Source organism: Pseudomonas sp. R4-35-07, assembly GCF_003852235.1.
Taxonomy (GTDB): domain Bacteria; phylum Pseudomonadota; class Gammaproteobacteria; order Pseudomonadales; family Pseudomonadaceae; genus Aquipseudomonas.
Window position 1 is genome coordinate 2,674,476 of the sequence record NZ_CP027732.1, and the last position, 18,261, is coordinate 2,692,736.

16 protein-coding genes and 1 pseudogene are annotated in these 18,261 nt (G+C 61.9%); 10 read left to right on the forward strand and 7 right to left on the reverse strand.

Annotated features, from left to right (window positions below):
• Positions 1 to 26 precede the first annotated feature (26 nt).
• Together C4J89_RS12240 and C4J89_RS12245 are read left to right on the forward strand one after the other, a co-directional pair.
• Positions 27 to 1,007, forward strand: a complete 981-nt coding sequence (locus tag C4J89_RS12240) for a sugar-binding transcriptional regulator (protein ID WP_124362603.1) — start codon at positions 27 to 29, stop codon at positions 1,005 to 1,007.
• A 456-nt stretch (positions 1,008 to 1,463) separates the two neighbouring features.
• Positions 1,464 to 3,032, forward strand: coding sequence for a TerC family protein (locus C4J89_RS12245; protein ID WP_124414547.1), 1,569 nt, complete (start codon positions 1,464 to 1,466; stop codon positions 3,030 to 3,032).
• A 76-nt stretch (positions 3,033 to 3,108) separates the two neighbouring features.
• On the opposite strand, the pseudogene C4J89_RS12250 reads toward C4J89_RS12245, so the two are convergent.
• A pseudogene (locus C4J89_RS12250) lies at positions 3,109 to 3,342 on the reverse strand (thioredoxin family protein); the annotation flags it as partial.
• A gap of 73 nt (positions 3,343 to 3,415) precedes the next feature.
• A complete protein-coding gene (locus C4J89_RS12255) occupies positions 3,416 to 3,664 on the reverse strand; it encodes a hypothetical protein (RefSeq protein WP_124414548.1) in 249 nt (82 codons plus the stop codon).
• Positions 3,665 to 4,049: 385 nt separating this feature from the next.
• Between C4J89_RS12255 and C4J89_RS12265 the strand changes: the two genes are divergently transcribed.
• From C4J89_RS12265 to C4J89_RS12300, 8 genes are all read left to right on the forward strand, one after another.
• A complete protein-coding gene (locus C4J89_RS12265) occupies positions 4,050 to 4,898 on the forward strand; it encodes a transporter substrate-binding domain-containing protein (RefSeq protein WP_124362608.1) in 849 nt (282 codons plus the stop codon).
• Between the two features lie 52 nt (positions 4,899 to 4,950).
• Positions 4,951 to 5,613 carry an amino acid ABC transporter permease gene (locus tag C4J89_RS12270; RefSeq protein ID WP_124362609.1) on the forward strand — a complete coding sequence of 221 codons (663 nt, stop codon included), beginning with the start codon at positions 4,951 to 4,953 and terminating at the stop codon, positions 5,611 to 5,613.
• A gap of 12 nt (positions 5,614 to 5,625) precedes the next feature.
• Positions 5,626 to 6,288, forward strand: coding sequence for an amino acid ABC transporter permease (locus tag C4J89_RS12275; protein WP_124414549.1), 663 nt, complete (start codon positions 5,626 to 5,628; stop codon positions 6,286 to 6,288).
• Positions 6,285 to 7,067, forward strand: a complete 783-nt coding sequence (locus tag C4J89_RS12280) for an amino acid ABC transporter ATP-binding protein (protein WP_124362611.1) — start codon at positions 6,285 to 6,287, stop codon at positions 7,065 to 7,067. The genes C4J89_RS12275 and C4J89_RS12280 overlap by 4 nt, the downstream gene beginning before the upstream one ends.
• Before the next feature lie 14 nt (positions 7,068 to 7,081).
• Positions 7,082 to 7,471, forward strand: a complete 390-nt coding sequence (locus tag C4J89_RS12285) for a RidA family protein (protein ID WP_032896881.1) — start codon at positions 7,082 to 7,084, stop codon at positions 7,469 to 7,471.
• Positions 7,472 to 7,638: 167 nt separating this feature from the next.
• Positions 7,639 to 8,403 (forward strand): IclR family transcriptional regulator, encoded by a 765-nt coding sequence (locus C4J89_RS12290; protein ID WP_124414550.1) that lies wholly within the window; start codon positions 7,639 to 7,641, stop codon positions 8,401 to 8,403.
• Between the two features lie 9 nt (positions 8,404 to 8,412).
• Entirely contained in the window at positions 8,413 to 9,621 is a 1,209-nt protein-coding gene (locus tag C4J89_RS12295) for an amino acid deaminase (RefSeq protein ID WP_124414551.1), read from the forward strand.
• Between the two features lie 108 nt (positions 9,622 to 9,729).
• Positions 9,730 to 10,635, forward strand: coding sequence for a sugar kinase (locus C4J89_RS12300; RefSeq protein WP_124414552.1), 906 nt, complete (start codon positions 9,730 to 9,732; stop codon positions 10,633 to 10,635).
• Between the two features lie 109 nt (positions 10,636 to 10,744).
• Here C4J89_RS12300 and C4J89_RS12305 read toward each other — a convergent pair whose 3' ends face one another.
• From C4J89_RS12305 to C4J89_RS12325, 5 genes are all read right to left on the reverse strand, one after another.
• Positions 10,745 to 11,020, reverse strand: coding sequence for a peptidylprolyl isomerase (locus tag C4J89_RS12305; protein WP_124362615.1), 276 nt, complete (start codon positions 11,018 to 11,020; stop codon positions 10,745 to 10,747).
• 43 nt (positions 11,021 to 11,063) lie between these two features.
• Positions 11,064 to 13,601, reverse strand: a complete 2,538-nt coding sequence (locus tag C4J89_RS12310) for a PAS domain-containing sensor histidine kinase (protein ID WP_124414553.1) — start codon at positions 13,599 to 13,601, stop codon at positions 11,064 to 11,066.
• A 141-nt stretch (positions 13,602 to 13,742) separates the two neighbouring features.
• Positions 13,743 to 15,695 (reverse strand): acetoacetate--CoA ligase, encoded by a 1,953-nt coding sequence (locus C4J89_RS12315; RefSeq protein ID WP_124414554.1) that lies wholly within the window; start codon positions 15,693 to 15,695, stop codon positions 13,743 to 13,745.
• A 152-nt stretch (positions 15,696 to 15,847) separates the two neighbouring features.
• A complete protein-coding gene (locus tag C4J89_RS12320; protein ID WP_124414555.1) occupies positions 15,848 to 16,621 on the reverse strand; it encodes a 3-hydroxybutyrate dehydrogenase in 774 nt (257 codons plus the stop codon).
• 7 nt (positions 16,622 to 16,628) lie between these two features.
• Positions 16,629 to 18,020: a GntP family permease gene (locus tag C4J89_RS12325; protein ID WP_124414556.1), complete on the reverse strand. Its 1,392-nt coding sequence runs from the start codon at positions 18,018 to 18,020 to the stop codon at positions 16,629 to 16,631.
• Between the last annotated feature and the right edge of the window lie 241 nt (positions 18,021 to 18,261).

Genomic DNA, 18,261 nt, shown 5'->3' on the forward strand with positions numbered 1-18,261 from the left:
TGACGCCGAAACGGAAGCCCGTCCCCATGAGTGACAGTAGCCAGCGCATGGCCAGCGATATCGATCAGATGACCGAAGTGGCGATGCTCTATTACCTCGAGAACGTCACTCAGGAGGCCATCGCCAAGCGCTTCGACCTGTCGCGGGCCAAGGTCAGCCGCTTGCTCAAGCGGGCACGCGATGAAGGTATTGTCGAGGTGCGGGTGTTGCAGCACCCGGCGATGAACAACGAGTTGGAGCGGGCGCTGGTCGAGCGCTTCAAGCTGGATCGCGCGTTGATCGCGGTTGATCACAGCGACCCGGACACCCAGCGCTCGGCCGTCGCCAGCCTGGTGGCCAATTACCTGAATAAAACCTTGGGCGACGGCATGATCGTCGCGGTGGGCATGGGGCGTAACGTCGGCGCGGTGGCCGATAACGTCTTTCTGCCGGTGACGCGCAACTGCACGTTTGTCTGCGCCATCGGCGGTTCGCTCAAGGCCGGCGAGTACATGAACCCCGACCATATCTGCCGGCGCCTGGCCCTGCGCTTTGGTGGCGAAAGTGAAAGCCTGTACGCCCCGGCGCTGGTGGCCAACCCGGAACTGCGCGGTGTGTTGATCAACAACGACACGGTGCGCTCGACCCTGGACCGCGCGCGCCGCGCCGATATTGCCCTGATCGGCATCGGCGACATGAGTGAAAACAGCAACATGGTGCGCATGGGCTGGTTCTCGCCCCAGGAAATCGCCCAGGCACGCTTGTCCGGCACGGTGGGCGACATGATGGGTTACGACTTTATCGATATCCACGGTCAACCGGCGGTCAACGCCATCCAGGGGCGGGTCATCGGCCTGACGGTGCAGGAACTGTTCCGCATCCCGGACGTGGTGGCGATTGCCAGTGAGAACACCAAGGCGGCGGCGACCTTGGGGGCGTTGCGGTCGGGGGTGATCAATACCCTGGCAACGACCGTCACCAATGCCCACACCATCCTCGCGCTGGACGACGCCACCCGAAAATCCTGACACGCCGCAGATCAAAATGTGGGAGGGGGCTTGCCCCCGATTGATCGTTCCCACGCTCCGCGTGGTAACCCCGCTCGGGACGCTCCGCGTCCCGCCAACGTCCGGTGACGCAGAGCGCCACGGGCTGCATTCCCACGCGGGAGCGTGGGCACGATCTTGACAGATGCGCTCACTGGCACACCGCCATCGGGAGCAAGCCCCCTCCCACATGGGTTTTGTGTGGGTTCAGAAGACAGGTTTTGTAATAGTTTTGCGTTGTAGGCAAATCGTATTTGGGCTGTAGGATTCAAGTCCTTTCGTTACCTCAGGACTTGCATGAACACCCTCTCGGAGCCTCCCAGTCGTCTTTCCCCAAGACTCCCGCACAAGCACCCCATATTGCATCGACTAACCTTGTCCCGGTCCCATGACCGCGCTTTGCCGTGCCCGGCATTCTTGAATACAGAGACTTTTTAAATGGAATGGTTAGCGGATCCAACGGCCTGGCTCGGCCTGGCGACCTTGATTGTGCTGGAACTGGTGCTGGGTATCGACAACCTGGTGTTTATCGCGATCCTGGCGGACAAGCTGCCGCCGGAGCAGCGCGACCGTGCGCGGCTGATCGGTTTGTCCCTGGCCTTGCTGATGCGCCTGGGTCTGCTGGCAAGTATTTCCTGGTTGGTCACGCTGACCCAGCCGCTGTTCGAGGTATTCGACAAAAGCTTCTCCGGCCGTGACCTGATCATGCTGTTCGGCGGTGTGTTCCTGTTGTTCAAGGCCACCATGGAATTGCATGAGCGCCTGGAAGGGCATGTGGCCCAGCATAAGGGCAATGTGGCTTACGCGATGTTCTGGCCGATCGTGGCGCAGATCGTGGTGCTCGACGCGGTGTTCTCCCTCGATGCGGTGATTACCGCCGTGGGCATGGTCGATGAGCTGGCGGTGATGATGATCGCGGTGATCGTGTCCATCGGCCTGATGATCGTGGCGAGCAAGCCGCTGACCCGCTTCGTCAACGCACACCCGACCGTGATCATGCTCTGCCTGGGCTTTTTGATGATGATCGGCTTCGCGCTGACTGCCGAAGGCCTGGGCTTCCATATTCCCAAAGGCTACCTGTATGCGGCGATCGGCTTCTCGATCCTGATTGAAGTGTTCAACCAGATCGCCCGTTCGCGGCGCAAGAAATCGGCGCAAGGCGTATTACCAGTGCGCGAGCGTACGGCCCACGCAGTGATGCGCTTGCTCGGCGGTCGCAGCCTGGCGGTGGAAGAGGTGGGTGAAGAGGTCGCCGATCTGCTGGGCGAGGTGGATGCTGCGCAAGGTCCGCTGTTCGACCGACGCGAACGGGTGATGATCAGCGGTGTGCTGCAACTGGCCGAACGCCCGATCCGCACGATAATGACCCCGCGGGCCAAGGTCGACTGCATCGACCTGGCGGATGATCCCGAGAGTATTCGCCTGAAGCTGATGCATTCGTCCTACTCGCGTTTGCCGTTGATCCGCAACGGCGCGGTCGATGAGCCCTTGGGTTTCGTGCACAAAAAGGAGTTGCTCAAGGAGTATCTGGCCGGCAACGAGCCGAACCTTGAGCATCTGGCGCGTCGGGCGATCAACCTGCTGGACAGCTTTTCGATCCTCAATGCCCTGGAGCAGATGCGTCAGGAATCCACCCACATCGCCTTTGTGATCAACGAATTCGGCGACTTCATGGGGGTTTTGAGCATGACCGACATCCTCGAATCCATCGCCGGTGAGTTGCCGGACGCCAGTGAAATCGAGGGGCCGGATATCGTCGCGGAGGGTGACGGATTTCGCGCCAGTGGCGCCTTGAACTTGAGCCAGGTCGGTCAGCGCACGGGCTTCAAGGCGGCGGCTACCGAGGATTATCAAACGCTGGCTGGCCTGCTGATGAGCCTGCTCGATCGTCTGCCTGTGGTGGGCGATAGCCTGGAATATGAGGGCTGGCGATTAACGGTGGCTGCGGTTGAAGAGCGGCGGGTGACCCAGGTGGTTTTGCAGCCTTGCTCCGGTCAAAGCGCATGAATAGCGCGTGCACGAACTGCTGTTGCTCCTCCACGGGGCCGAAACCCTTGTGCAGTTCCACCCTGTTGCCGCGCTCGTAGACCAGCAGCGTTGGCGTGCCGGTAACGTCAGGGTGCCTTGGGGTGTGCGCGCAATCGAGCACCATGCACACGATCCACGGATGTTGCCAGGCAACCTGTTCGAATAAGGGCACTGCGCTGACGCAGGCGTGGCAGTGCTCTGAAACGAACAGGATGAAGACCGGGCGTGGTGTGTTCAGCACGCGCTGGAAGTCCTTGGCGCTGGAAATTGTTCGCGTGGCTGCGCCCATGGTGATCTCCTGCCGGTAGCGTGGGTGTGGGCCAACGCTAAGCCGCTGGCTCACCCGCGTCTACTGTCAACCTTCACAGGTCCGGCCCGCGCTCCAGCCGTTCCCGTGCCTTGCGCGCCTGGCTTGCGCACTTGCGGTATTCCTCATTGTCGCGGGCCGCTTTGGCGTCGCGGTAGTCATGGTGGTTCTGGCTGGTGTAGTTGGTGTCGAAGGCTTCCTTGAGTTTTTGCAATTCTTCCTTGCAGTTGCGGCGGTCGTTGCTGGCCAGGGCGTTGCCGGCCAGCAACGTGCCAATGATCAACAGGCTAAGGCTAAGCTTCATCAGGGCAGGATCCTTGTAGGAGCGAGCTTGCTCGCGAAAACCGTCAACGATAACGCGGGCAGCCTGCTTCTACCGGGTGGCTGGGCGTTCTTCGCGAGCAAGGGCTAGCCGCCCGCCTCGCTCCTACAGGCTAGCCCATCACATTGAATCTTCCATTTGCCCAGTGTTGGTGCGCAGTAACACTGTGTGAGGTCATGCGTAGCAGTGCACCGCAAAGTAATGGCGCGACGCCCTTACGGCATTGATAACTATCTCACTGATACCGATAGAGTTTTCCTACAGCATATTTTTTTTACCACGCCTATGGCACACTTTCTGCTGTCTATTCCGTTGTTACATACCAAGTTCCGGTATAGCGGAATACACAACTCCTGGAGTGCTTGTCATGCATCACCGACCTTCCGTGTTCAAAGCGTGTGTTTTTCTCTTCGCCGCATCGGCTACCGTTGCCAGCCTCGCGCAGGCAGCGGACAGCAAGCTCGATGATGTGCTCAAGCGTGGGCACCTCATCGTGGGTACAGGCAGTACCAATGCGCCGTGGCACTTCCAGGGAGCGGATGGCAAGTTGCAGGGGTTTGATATCGACATCGGCCGCATCGTGGCCAAGGGCTTGTTCAACGACCCGAGCAAGGTCGAGTACGTGGTGCAGTCTTCCGACGCACGTATTCCCAACCTGCTGACCGACAAGGTCGACATGAGCTGCCAGTTCATCACCGTCACCGCCAGCCGTGCGCAGCAGGTGGCCTTCACCCTGCCGTATTACCGCGAAGGCGTGGGCCTGCTGCTGCCGAACAACAGCAAGTACAAGGAAATCGAAGACCTGCAGGCGGCCGGCGATGGTGTCACCGTGGCCGTGTTGCAGAACGTGTATGCCGAAGAATTGGTCCACCAGGCGCTGCCCAAGGCCAAGGTTGACCAGTACGACAGCGTCGACCTGATGTACCAGGCCGTGAACTCCGGTCGCGCCGATGCCGCCGCCACCGATCAGTCGTCGGTCAAATACCTGATGGTGCAAAACCCCGGCCGCTACCGCAGCCCGGCCTATGCCTGGAGCCCGCAGACTTACGCGTGTGCGGTCAAGCGTGGCGACCAGGACTGGCTGAACTTCGTCAATACCGCGCTGCATGAAGCCATGACCGGCGTTGAATTTCCCGCCTACAAGGCGTCGTTCAAGCAATGGTTCGGCGTGGACCTGCCAGAGCCGGCGATTGGTTTTCCTGTGGAATTCAAGTGATCCAGAACAATCGGGGCGTGCTTGACGGCGCCCCACTCAGGTACTGCCGACCATGAACTATCAGTTGAACTTTGCCGCCGTATGGCGTGATTTCGACACCTTGCTGGCGGGGCTCGGCCTGGGCCTGCAGTTGGCCTTGCTGTCGATCGCCATCGGCTGCGTGATCGGCCTGCTGATGGCGTTTGCCATGCTGTCCAGGCACCGGGCGTTGCGTGTGTTCGCTTCGGTGTATGTGACGGTGGTGCGCAATACGCCGATCCTGGTGCTGATCCTGTTGATCTATTTTGCCTTGCCGTCGCTGGGGATCCGCCTGGATAAAATTCCCTCGTTCATCATCACCTTGTCGCTGTACGCCGGGGCTTATCTGACCGAAGTGTTCCGCGCCGGGCTGTTGAACATTCCCAAGGGCTTGCGCGAAGCCGGGTTGGCGATCGGCCTGGGGGAGTGGCGTATTCGCGCGTATATCACCGTGCCGGTGATGCTGCGCAACGTGCTGCCGGCGCTGTCGAACAACTTTATCTCGCTGTTCAAGGACACCTCGCTGGCCGCTGCGATTGCAGTGCCGGAGCTGACCTATTACGCCCGCAAGATCAACGTCGAAAGCTACCGGGTGATCGAAACCTGGCTGGTGACGACGGCGCTCTACGTGGCCGCCTGTTACCTCATTGCCATGCTGCTCCGTTACCTGGAGCAGCGTCTGGCGATCCGTCGTTAAGGAGGGTTTTCCATGTACGAATCCCCTAGCTGGCTGCATGAACTGTGGATCGCCCGGGAGACGCTGTGGGCCGGGTTCCAGACCAGTCTCTATTGCTCGGCGCTGGCGATTATCTTCGGCACCCTGATCGGTATCTTCGCCGGGCTGGTGCTGACCTACGGCAAGTTCTGGATGCGTGCGCCGTTTCGCCTGTATGTCGACCTGATTCGTGGCACGCCGGTATTCGTGCTGGTATTGGCGTGTTTCTACATGCTGCCGGCGCTCGGTTGGCAAATCAGCGCGTTCCAGGCCGGCGCGGTCGGGCTCACGCTGTTCTGTGGCTCCCATGTCGCGGAAATCGTGCGCGGTGCGCTGCAGGCCATCCCCCGTGGGCAACTGGAAGCGGGCAAGGCAATTGGCCTGACGTTCTACCAGTCCCTGGGCTACGTGCTGTTGCCCCAGGCGCTGCGGCAGATCCTGCCGACCTGGGTTAACTCCTCCACGGAAATCGTCAAGGCCTCGACCTTGCTCTCGGTGATCGGCGTGGCCGAGCTGCTGCTGAGCACCCAGCAAGTCATTGCGCGCACCTTCATGACCCTGGAGTTCTACCTGTTCGCAGGCTTCATGTTCTTTGTCATCAACTACGCCATCGAGTTATTCGGGCGCTACATTGAAAAGCGGGTGGCCTTGCCATGAATCAACCTCAAACAATCGAACCGTTGCTGAACATTCGTGGCCTGCGCAAGCAATACGGGGACGTTGAAGTGCTCAAGGGCGTCGACCTGAGCCTGCAGCGTGGCAACGTGGTGACCTTGATCGGTTCCAGTGGCTCGGGCAAGACCACCCTGTTGCGTTGCGTCAACCTGCTGGAAGAATTCCAGGGCGGGCAGATTACCCTGGATGGCGCGTCCATCGGCTACAGCGACGTGGCCGGCAAGCGCGTGCGTCACCCCGAGCGGGTGATCGCCCAGCACCGCGCCATGACCGGCATGGCGTTTCAGCAGTTCAACCTGTTCCCGCATCTGACCGCCTTGCAGAACGTGACCCTGGGTTTGTTGAAAGTTAAGAAAATGCCTAAGGACGAGGCCGTGTCGCTCGCGGAAAAATGGCTCGACCGTGTGGGACTTCTGGAACGTCGCAATCACTTCCCCGGCCAGTTGTCCGGTGGCCAGCAACAGCGCGTGGCGATTGCCCGGGCCATTGCCATGAACCCCAGCCTGATGCTGTTCGACGAAGTCACCTCGGCCCTCGACCCGGAGCTGGTGGGCGAAGTGCTCAGCGTAATCAAGGGATTGGCGGAGGAGGGCATGACCATGTTGCTGGTCACCCACGAAATGCGCTTTGCCTATGAGGTCTCGGACAAGATCGTCTTCATGAACCAGGGTCGCATCGAAGAGCAGGGCTCGTCGAAGGACATCTTCGAGCGACCGCAGTCACCGCGTCTGGCGGAATTTCTCAAGAGCATTCGTTTTTAATCAGGAGCTATTTTATGAGCATTACTCGTTACGGTACCGGCAGCACCGCCGGTGGCGGCCAGCCGCGTCCTTTCGCCCGTGCGGTGGAAGCCGATGGTTGGTTGTATGTGTCGGGCCAGGTGCCGGCGGTGGACGGTGAAATCATCAATGGCGGCATCATCGAACAAACCCGCCAGACGATGCGCAACGTAGTGGCGATTCTGGAAGAGGCCGGCTACGAATTGAAAGACGTGGTGCGCGTCGGCGTATGGCTGGAAGACCCACGGGATTTCTGGAGTTTCAACAAAGTCTTCGGCGAATACTTCACCCCGGAACACGCCCCGGCGCGCGCCTGTGTGCAGGCCAACATGATGGTGGACTGCAAGGTGGAGATCGATTGCGTGGCCTACAAGAAAAAAGGCTAAATTGCCCCACTCTTGAAGCCACAATGGATCAAATGTGGAAGGGGGCTTGCCCCCGATAGCGGTGTATCAGCAACAAATGTACCTACTGGCACACCGCCATCGGGGGCAAGCCCCCTCCCACAGGGGATCACTGTGCAGCACACACCTTGTCAGGACTTAACACTGCCATGACCGAAGACACCATCAAACGCCGCGCCAAGGGCCTGGACCGTGCGTTCGATATCCTCGATTTTCTCAAGGAAATCGGCCAGCCACTGCGCCCGAATGATATCGCCAGCGGCATCGGCAGCCCCAAGTCCACGGTCTACGAACTGGTCGCCTCGCTGCTCGAGCGGCGCATCCTGGAAACCGTGGGCAAGGACGGTCACGTCTACCTCGGACGCCAGTTGTACTTCCTAGGCCAGGCGCACCTGCGCCACTTCGACCTGACCCGCGAGGCCGACCACGCCTTGCAGGAGATCGTCAGCCAGACCCACGAAACCGCGCAGATGTGCCTGCTCAACGGGCGCAAGTACACGGTGGCGCTGATGCGCGAAGGCCAGCGGCATTTTCGTATTTCCTCGGATATCGGCGAAAACGCGCCGATCCCCTGGACCGCCTCCGGGCGCCTGCTGCTCGGGCATTTGAGCGACCAGCAGATCATCGACCTGATTGACCCCGACGATTTCATCCTGCCGGATGGCTTGCGCCTGCCCCTGGAGACCTTCCTGGCGCAGATCCGCCAGGCCACCCTCGACGGGTTCTTTTCCTTCGACAGCGTGGCCGACACCTTCACCCACTGCTTTGCCGCCCCGGTGCGCGACGCGCAGGGCGTCAGCATTGCGACGCTGTGCATCGTCGCCCCGCGGGCCGATGCGAGCAAAAACTATCACGACTATCGCCGGGTGCTGATCGACAGCGCCAACAACCTGGCCCGGCGCATCAACGAGTAGGAATTTCCCATGTCTGCCTTCAATGCCGTTGAAAAAGGCGCCGCCGCCGTTGGCGCTCACCTGGTCCGCGATGTCAGCCTGCCGGCCCTGGTGCTGCACCGCGAGGCCCTGGAACACAACATTCGCTGGATGCAGCAATTCGTCAGTGACAGCGGCGCGCAGTTGGCGCCACACGGCAAGACCAGCATGATGCCGGCGCTGTTTCAGCGTCAGCTCGCCCAGGGCGCCTGGGGCATTACCCTGGCCACTGCGGTGCAGACCCGCGCCGCCTACGCCGGCGGGGTGCGCCGTGTGCTGATGGCCAACCAACTGGTTGGCGCGCCGAACATGGCGCTGATCGCCGACCTGCTGGCCGACCCGGATTTCGATTTTCACTGCATGGTCGACCATCCGGACAACGTTGCCGACCTCGGCCTGTTCTTCGCCGCCCGTGGCCTGCGCCTGAACGTGATGATCGAATACGGCGTGGTCGGTGGCCGTTGCGGTTGCCGCAGCGAGCAGCAAGTTCGCGAGCTGGCAGAGGCGATCAAGGCCCAGCCGGCCCTGGCCCTTACCGGTATTGAAGGATATGAAGGTGTGATCCATGGCGATCAGGCGATCAGCGGCATTCGCGCGTTCGCGGCCAGCCTGGTGCGCCAGGCGGTAGACCTGCAAGACAACGGCTATTTCGACCTGCCCACGCCAATCGTGACGGCGTCGGGTTCGGCCTGGTATGACCTGATTGCCGAATCGTTCGAGGCGCAGAATGCCGCCGGCCGCTTCCTCAGCGTCCTGCGCCCCGGCAGCTACGTGGCCCACGACCATGGCATCTACAAAGACGCGCAATGCTGTGTGCTTGACCGTCGCAGCGACCTCAACGAAGGCCTGCGCCCGGCGCTGGAAGTCTGGGCCCATGTGCAATCGTTGCCGGAACCGGGCTTTGCGGTGATCGCCCTGGGCAAGCGCGACGTAGCCTACGATGCCGGTCTGCCGGTGCCGCTCAAGCGCTACAGGGCCGGAGTTTTACCGGCCGAGGGCGATGATGTGAGCGCGTGCCAGGTGACCGCCGTGATGGACCAACACGCGTTCATGACCGTGGCGCCGGGGGTTGAACTGCGCATTGGCGACATCATTTCGTTTGGTACTTCCCATCCATGCCTGACCTTCGATAAGTGGCAGGTGGGTTGCCTGGTGGATGAGCAACTGCGGGTGGTCGAGTCACTGCATACCTGCTTCTAGACCGAGTCGCGCCTATCGGGGGCAAGCCCCCTCCCACAGGGGAATGCATTCCAAATGTGGGAGGGGGCTTGCCCCGATGAGTCCATCAGCCCCACCGAGACAGCAGCCATGACCACTAAACCGCGCATCGCCCTGATCGGCGAATGCATGATCGAACTGCAACACCGCGCCGACGGCAGCCTGCACCAGAGCTTCGGCGGCGACACCCTGAACGCGGCGGTGTACCTGCGCCGCGAGCTGGGCGATCTTGGCACTGTCGATTACGTCACCGCCCTGGGCGATGACAGTTTCAGCGATGCCATGTGCCAACAGTGGGCTGATGAAGGCCTCGGACTGGGCATGGTCCAGCGCCTGGCCGGGCGTTTGCCGGGTTTGTATTGCATCCAGACCGACGCCAACGGCGAGCGCAAATTCCTCTACTGGCGCAACGAAGCGGCTGTGCGCGACTGTTTTACCACGCCGGCCGCCGAGCCGATCCTGGCAGCCCTGCCGGGCTATGACTGGGTGTATTTCAGCGGCATCACCCTGGCGGTGCTGGGGGAAATCGGGCGTGAGCGTTTACTCGAAAGTCTGATCGAAACCCGGCGTCGCGGCGGTAAGGTCGTATTCGACAACAACTACCGGCCGCGTCTGTGGGCGAACATCGAGGCGGCCCGCGCGGCGTATCACCGCGTGTTGGGCGAGGTGGATATCGCCTTGCTCACCGAGGACGACGAGCGCGCGTTGTTCGGTTATGCCGACAGCGAGCAGGTGTTTGCGGCCTACCCGATGATTGAGGAGGTGGTGCTCAAGCGCGGCGCGGATGACTGTTTGATCCGCTGCGCCGGCGAGCGCTTTGCTGTGCCGGCGTTGAAGGTGGAGAAGGTAGTGGACACCACGGCAGCGGGGGATTCGTTCAGTGCGGCGTATTTGGCCGGTCGGCTCAAGGGCGGTTCGCCGGAGCAGGCTGCTTTGGCCGGGCATCGGTTGGCGAGTCGTGTGATTCAGGTGCCGGGTGCTTTGATACCCAGGTGAATGGCCGCCTGCGGCGGATCGGGGGCAAGCTCCCTCCCACACTTTGATGTGTGAATACATTCAAATGTGGGAGGGGGCTTGCCCCCGATGGCGGTTGAAAGCCAACCCATCAATCCCGGTAAAACACCTGCACCAAGTGATAACCAAACTTGCTCTTGACCGGCCCATGCACCACCCGCAGCGGTTTCTTGAAGATCACCGCATCGATCGCCCCGACCATCTGCCCTGGCCGCACTTCACCCAGATCACCGCCGCGCTTGCCCGACGGGCAAGTGGAGTACTTCTTGGCCAGTACATCAAAGGCTTCGCCCTTGGCAATGCGCTGCTTGAGCTGTTCGGCTTCTTCGCTGGTTTTCACCAGGATATGACGGGCTTGGGCTTTCATCGATCTCTACCAGGTGTGCGACGGCGCGCGATTATGCCTGAACTCAGGCATCGACGCCGATCATGCTGCGGATTTTGGTCGCCAGCAGGTCAATGGAAAACGGCTTGGCCACCATGTCCATGCCGTGCTCCAGAAAGCCCTGGCGCTCGGCGGCTTTTTCGGCGTAGCCGGTCATGAACAGCACGCGCAGCCCCGGCCGGTGCTGGCGGGCGATTTCCGCCAGTTGCCGGCCGTTCATGCCCGGCAGGCCGACGTCGGTCACCAGCAGGTCGACGCGTAAATCCGATTCCAACAACGGCAGCGCCGTGCGCGCGTCCGCGGCCTGGTGCGCGGTGTAACCCAGTTCATCGAGCAGATTGACCACCAGCATGCGCACCGCCGGGTCGTCCTCGACCACCACCACCGCTTCGCCGGCCAGGGCCAGCGGCGCTTCGGCCAGGCTGGCGGGCAGGCTGCTTTCCAGCGCAGTGCCGTGCAGGCGCGGCAGGTACAGGCGCACGCAGGTGCCCTGGCCCGGTTCGCTCTGGATAGTCACGTGGCCCCCCGATTGCTGGGCAAAGCCGTAGATCATCGACAAGCCCAGGCCGGTGCCCTGTCCGATGGGTTTGGTGGTGAAAAACGGGTCGAAGGCTTTGGCGAGAATTTTCGGCGCCATGCCGCTGCCGTTGTCGCGCACGCCGAGCATCACGTAGTCGCCGGCCTTGACGGGCTCCAGGGTGGTGATATCGGTGCCGTCCAGATAGCTGTTGGCGGTTTCGATCAGCAGTTCACCGCCGTCGGGCATGGCGTCACGGGCATTGATTACCAGGTTGAGCAGCGCATTTTCCAGTTGGCTGGCGTCGGTGTTCACCGGCCAGATGTCTTTGCCAAGCTGCACGGTGAGCGTGATATGCGCGCCCTTGGTGCGGCGGAACAGATCTTCCAGGGACGCCACCAACTGGTTGGGATCGGTGGGGCGCTTGTCCAGCGACTGGCGCCGCGAGAACGCCAGCAGCCGGTGGGTTAGGGCGGCGGCGCGGTGGGCGGAGGCCACGGCGGCATCGGCAAAGCGGCCGATGTCTTCGCTGCGGCCGGCGGCAATGTAGCGTTGCATCAGGTCGAGGCTGCCGATGATGCCGGTGAGCATATTGTTGAAGTCGTGGGCGATACCGCCGGTGAGCTGGCCCACGGCTTCCATTTTCTGCGCGTGGCGCAGCGCGTCTTCAGCCCGCTCGCGCTCGAACATTTCGTTGTGCAGGCGCTGGTTGGCCTCGGCCAGCGCCTGGGTGCGCTGGGCCACGCGCTCTTCGAGGTTTTCGTTGAGGTGGCGCAGGGCTTCTTCAGTGAGTTTGCGTTCGGTCTCGTCGATCACAAAGATATAGAAACCGTTCACCGAGCCGTCAGTGCTGAAGCGCGGCAGGTACTTCATCAAGGCATGGCGCGGCCGCCCGTCGCGATGCGGCGTGACGGTCATGAAGCTGCACGCCTTGCCGTTGAGCGCGGCGGCGATCTTGTCTTCGCGGCCGGCGTACACCTCGTCGCCCAGCACTTCACGGATGGTCTTGCCGTACAGCTCCTGGGGCGTTTTGCCGTACCAGTCGAGGTAAGCGCTGTTGTTCAGGCGAAAGCGCTGCTCGTGGTCGACGTAGCCGATCAGGACCGGCATGGCGTTGATGATCAGTTGCAGTTCGGTCTGGCTTTGACGCAGCGCCTGCTCGGTGTGCTTGCGCTCGGTGAGGTCCAGCGCGGCACCGAGGAAGCGGGCGGGGCGGCCTTGCGGGTCCTTGTAGCAGCGGCCACGGGCAAACACCCAGCGTACCTGGCCGTCGGCTTGCAGCAGGCGGTATTCCTCGGCGTATTCGGTGCCGAAAGTGATGCAATGCTTGATGCTGCGCGTGACCGTGCCACGGTCTTCGGGATGCACGCCGAGCAGGTAGGCGCTGATGGGCAGCAGGCCGGCGTCATTGGGGTCGACGCCGTGCAGGTAAGCGAAATGTGCGTCGGCGATAAACCGGTCTTCGCCGATGTCCCAGTCCCAGGTGCCTACCGCGTCGGTCGCCGCCAGGGCCAGTTGCAGTCGTTGCTCGGTGTTGTGCTGGGCCTTTAGGCTGTCTTCGGAGCGCTGTTGCAGTTCGAGGGCCTTGCTGCGCCGCTCGTTGGTTTCGATGGCCGTGACCAGGATGCCGGCTACGCGGCCGCTTTCATCGCGCACCGGGCTGTAGGTCAGGTCAAGCCAGATCTCGGTGTCGCGCTGGTCGCGCTGCAGCACGAAACGCTGCTCGCTGAAGGTGCGCACCTGGCCGCTGAGCACCGCGTCGTAGACCGGCGCGGCGAAGCTTTGCAGCTCCGGCCAGGTCGCATGCACCGGCTGGCCCAGGGCGCCGGGGTGCTTGTTGCCAGCCAGGCGGGCGAAACCATCGTTATACAGCTGGGTGAGCTGCTCGCCCCAGAGCAGCAGCATCGGCATGGGCGAATGCACCACGATATCCACGGCGGTGCGCAGACTTTGCGGCCAATCATTGGCCTCACCGAGGGGGCTTTGCGCCCAGTCCAGCCGCTCGATCATTGCCGCGGCGTCGCTACCGGTGGATGTTCCATTCATGAAAAAGCCTTGCGTATCACGCTTTGAAAAATGACAACACCCATTATTTCAAGAGACAACGACGGGTGGCTACCTCAAAAAATAGCACGCATTGCCGGTTTTTCTGCAAAACGCCGTATCGGGGCTGAAACCTTTCATCTGTCACGCCAGCTCAGGGCGGTCGCGAAAGTGGTCGAGTGCCTCGGGATTGGCCAGCGCATCGGTGTTTTTCACCGGTTCCCCATGCACCACATTGCGCACTGCCAATTCGACGATCTTGCCGCTGATGGTGCGCGGGATATCGGCGACCGCGAGGATTTTCGCCGGTACGTGGCGCGGTGTGGTGTTGGTGCGGATCACCTGGCGGATCTGCTGCTCCAGCGCCTCATCCAACTGGACACCGTCAGCCAGGCGCACAAACAGCACCACGCGCACGTCGTCCTGCCAGCGCTGGCCGATGGCGAGGCTTTCCAGCACCTGCGGGACTTTTTCCACCTGGCGATAGATCTCGGCAGTGCCGATGCGCACGCCGCCAGGGTTGAGCACCGCATCGGAGCGGCCATGAATCAGCAGGCTGCCGTTGGGACGTTGCTCGGCGTAGTCGCCCTGGGCCCACACGCCGGGGAACTGGCTGAAATACGAGGCGCGCAACTTCTGCTGCTGCGGGTCGTTCCACAGCCCGATGGGCATGGCGGGAAAATGCCGGGTACACACCAATTCGCCTTTCTCGCCGACCAGTGGGCGGCCCTGCTCGTCCCACACTTCGATAGCCATCGCCAGGCTCTTGCACTGCATTTCGCCCCGGCGCACCGGCAACACCGGGTTACCAATCACGAAGCAGGAGACAATATCGGTGCCGCCGGACATCGACGACAGGCACAGCTCGGCCTTGATCTCGCGGTACACGTAGTCGTAGCTCTGGGGCGACAGCGGCGAGCCGGTGGAGATCAACCCTTTGAGGCTGCGCAAATCGTGGCTGAGGCGCGGTTGCAGCCCGGCCTTTTCCAGGGTGGCGAGAAACTTGGGGCTGGTGCCGAACACGCTGATGCGTTCGGCGTCGATCAGGTCGATCAAGCGTTGCGGGCCCGGATGAAACGGAGAACCGTCATACAGCACCGCCGTGGCTCCCAGGGCCAGCACCGACACCAGCCAGTTCCACATCATCCAGCCGCAGGTGGTGTAGTAGAACAGGCAGTCTTCACGGGACAGGTCGGCATGCAGGCCATGTTCCTTGAGATGGGTGAGCAGTACGCCGCCGGTGCCATGAATGATGCACTTGGGCACGCCGGTGGTGCCGCTGGAATAGAGGATATACAGCGGGTGATCGAACGGCACCGCGACGAACTCGGGCGTGCCGCCGGGTTGGTAGAAGTCGCTCCACAGTGCTACGCGTGCGGGCGTGCGGTAATCCGTGACCTGCGCCTGGGGGCGGGCATAGGGCACGATGATCAAGTGTTGCAGGGACGGCAGCCGTGCGAGGATTTCATTGAGCTTGGCGCTCTGGTCGAGGGTCTTGCCGGCGTAACGATAACCGGCGCAAGTGATCAGTACCTTGGGTTCGATCTGGCCAAAACGGTCGATCACGCCTTGGGTGCCGAAGTCCGGTGACGAGCACGACCAGATTGCCCCGAGGCTGGTGGTGGCAAGCATGCCGACCAGGGTTTGCCAGGTATTGGGCATGCACGCCGCCACACGGTCACCCACACCGACACCGGCCAAGCGCAGGCTGTTTTGCAGGCCGGCGACATGTTCGGCCAATTGCGCGTAGCTCAATTGTTCACGCTGGCCGTCTTCACTGATGGCAACCACCGCCGGGTGATCGTCGCGACGGCGCAGCAAGTGCTCGGCGAAGTTCAGGGTAGCACCGGGAAACCACTGGGCGCTGGGCATGTCGGCGCTCTCGATCAACGTGGCGCTGGGCGGGCTGCGAAATTGCACCTCGAAGAACGCCACGATCGCCCTCCAGAAGTCCGGGCGCTGGTCGATGCTCCACTGGTGCAGGGCGGGGTAGTCGCCCAACTGCAAGTGGTGGTGCGCATTGATGTAGCGGCGGAACTGGTCCATGCGCGTGTTGGCGATGCGTTCCGGGGAGGGTTGCCAGAGGATGTCGGACATTGCGGGGTCTCTCGTTCTTCCAAACAACAGAGTTCCAATGTGGGAGGGGGCTTGCCCCCGATGGCGGTGTTTCAGTTTGCACATTCATTGACTGACCCACCGCTATCGGGAGCAAGCCCCCTCCCACATTTTTGATCTCCAGTGTTTGGGGGTTACTGGGCCAACCAACCACCATCGATATTCCACGCCGCGCCACGCACCTGGCTACCGGCCTCACTGCACAAAAACAGCACCAGCTCACCCAGCTGCGGCGGCGTGACGAACTCCAGCGACGGTTGTTTCTCCGCCAGCAGATCATGCTGCGCCTGCTGCGGGCTCACCCCGTTGGCCGCGCGATCGTCGATCTGCTTCTGCACCAGCGGCGTCAGCACCCAACCCGGGCAAATCGCGTTGCACGTCACGTTGCTGGTTGCGGTTTCCAGGCCCACAACCTTGGTCAGGCCGATCACCCCATGCTTGGCCGCCACATAGGCCGCCTTGCCCACCGAGCCCACCTGGCCGTGCACCGAGGCGATATTGACGATGCGCCCCCAGCCTTTGGCCTTCATGCCCGGCAGGCTCAAGCGCGTGCTGTGGAACACCGATGACAGGTTGATGGCGATGATCGAGTCCCAGCGCTCCACCGGAAACTCTTCCACCGCCGCCACATGCTGGATGCCGGCGTTATTGACCAGTATGTCGACGCCGCCGAATTCACGCTCGGCATAGGCCAGCATTTCGGCGATCTGCGCCGGGTCGCTGACGTCTGCCGGGTGATGCCCGACCTTGCCGCCAAACGCCTGCACCTGGGCGATCACGCCGCTGGCATCGCCGAAGCCGTTGAGGATCAGGTTGGCGCCGGCCTTGGCCAGGCTCAGGGCGATGCCCAGGCCGATGCCGCTGGTGGAGCCGGTGACCAGGGCGGTCTTGCCGTTCAATGTCGTCATGAAAACCTCACACTATGCCGGTGGCGTAGAACGTACCGATCACCACGAACACCGCGAGGGTCTTGATGATCGTGATGCCGAAAATATCCTTGTAGGCTTCGCGGTGGGTCAGCCCGGTCACCGCCAGCAGCGTGATCACCGCGCCGTTGTGGGGCAGGGTGTCCATGCCGCCGCTGGCCATGGCCGCGACCCGATGCAGCACTTCAAGGGGGATATTGGCCGCATGGGCCGCTGAAATAAAGCTCTCGGACATGGCCGCCAGGGCGATGCTCATACCGCCGGATGCGGAGCCGGTGATCCCTGCCAGCAAGGTCACGGTAATCGCTTCGTTGACCAGCGGGTTGGGGATGCCCTTGAGCCAGTCCGCCAATACCAGGAACCCCGGCAGCGAGGCGATCACTGCACCGAACCCGTATTCGGAAGCGGTGTTCATCGCTGCCAGCAGCGCGCCGCTGACCGCACTTTTGCTGCCCTCGGCCAGCTTGCTTTTGATCGCCGAAAAACCGCACACCAATACCACGATAATCCCCACCAGCAACGCCGCCTGCACCGCCCAGATCGCGGTGAGCTTGGCGATTTCGGTGGTCACCGGGGCGCTCATGCCCGGCAGGCTGAGGCTGTGGGTCTTGCCGTACCACTGCGGGATCCAGTGGGTGAACAGCAGGTTCATCACCCCCACCAGAAGCAACGGCGACAGCGCGATCCAGGGGTTGGGCAGGGCCAGGTTCTCGGCGGTTTCCGGCTCGTTGCGCAGCTCGGTGCCGTAGCCTTCACCCGCGCGCTGGGCCTTGTTGCGCTGGCGCGACAGGTAGAGCATGCCGGCGCAGAACACGAAGATCGTACCGATCAGCCCCAACCACGGCGCCGCCCAGGCGGTGGTGTTGAAGAAGGTGCTGGGGATAATGTTCTGGATCTGCGGCGTGCCGGGCAGGGCGTCCATGGTGAACGAGAACGCACCGAGGGCGATGGTGGCCGGGATCAGGCGCTTGGGGATATTGCTCTGGCGGAACATCTCCGCGGCAAACGGGTACACCGCAAACACCACCACGAACAGTGACACGCCGCCGTAAGTGAGCAGGGCACAGACCAACACAATCACCAGCATCGCCTGGCGCGTGCCGAGCAAACGAATGGCGGCGGCGACGATGGAACGCGAGAACCCCGACAACTCGATCAGCTTGCCGAACACCGCACCGAGCAGGAACACCGGGAAATACAGCTTGATGAAACCGACCATTTTCTCCATGAACACCCCGGTGAAGGCCGGTGCGACAGCGGAAGGGTCAGTCAGCAGAACAGCGCCGAGGGCGGCGATCGGGGCAAACAGGATAACGCTATAGCCACGGTAGGCAGCCAGCATCAGCAGCGCCAGGGCTGCCAAGGCAATGATCACACTCATGGTGTGTCTCCAATTGTTATTTTTGTGGGTGAAACGCTGGAGAACGGCTATAGCGAGATGTGTGCCAGGTTTCTAACTTATTGAAATATAAAAATATTTAGCTGTTTCTTGGCGAGAGTTCCAGTCATTGTCTCAATTCAGAGACCGCCACCGATCAAATGTGGGAGGGGGCTTGCCCCCGATGGCGGTGGGTCAGCCAGCACAAACATTGACTGAACTATAGTTATCGGGGGCAAGCCCC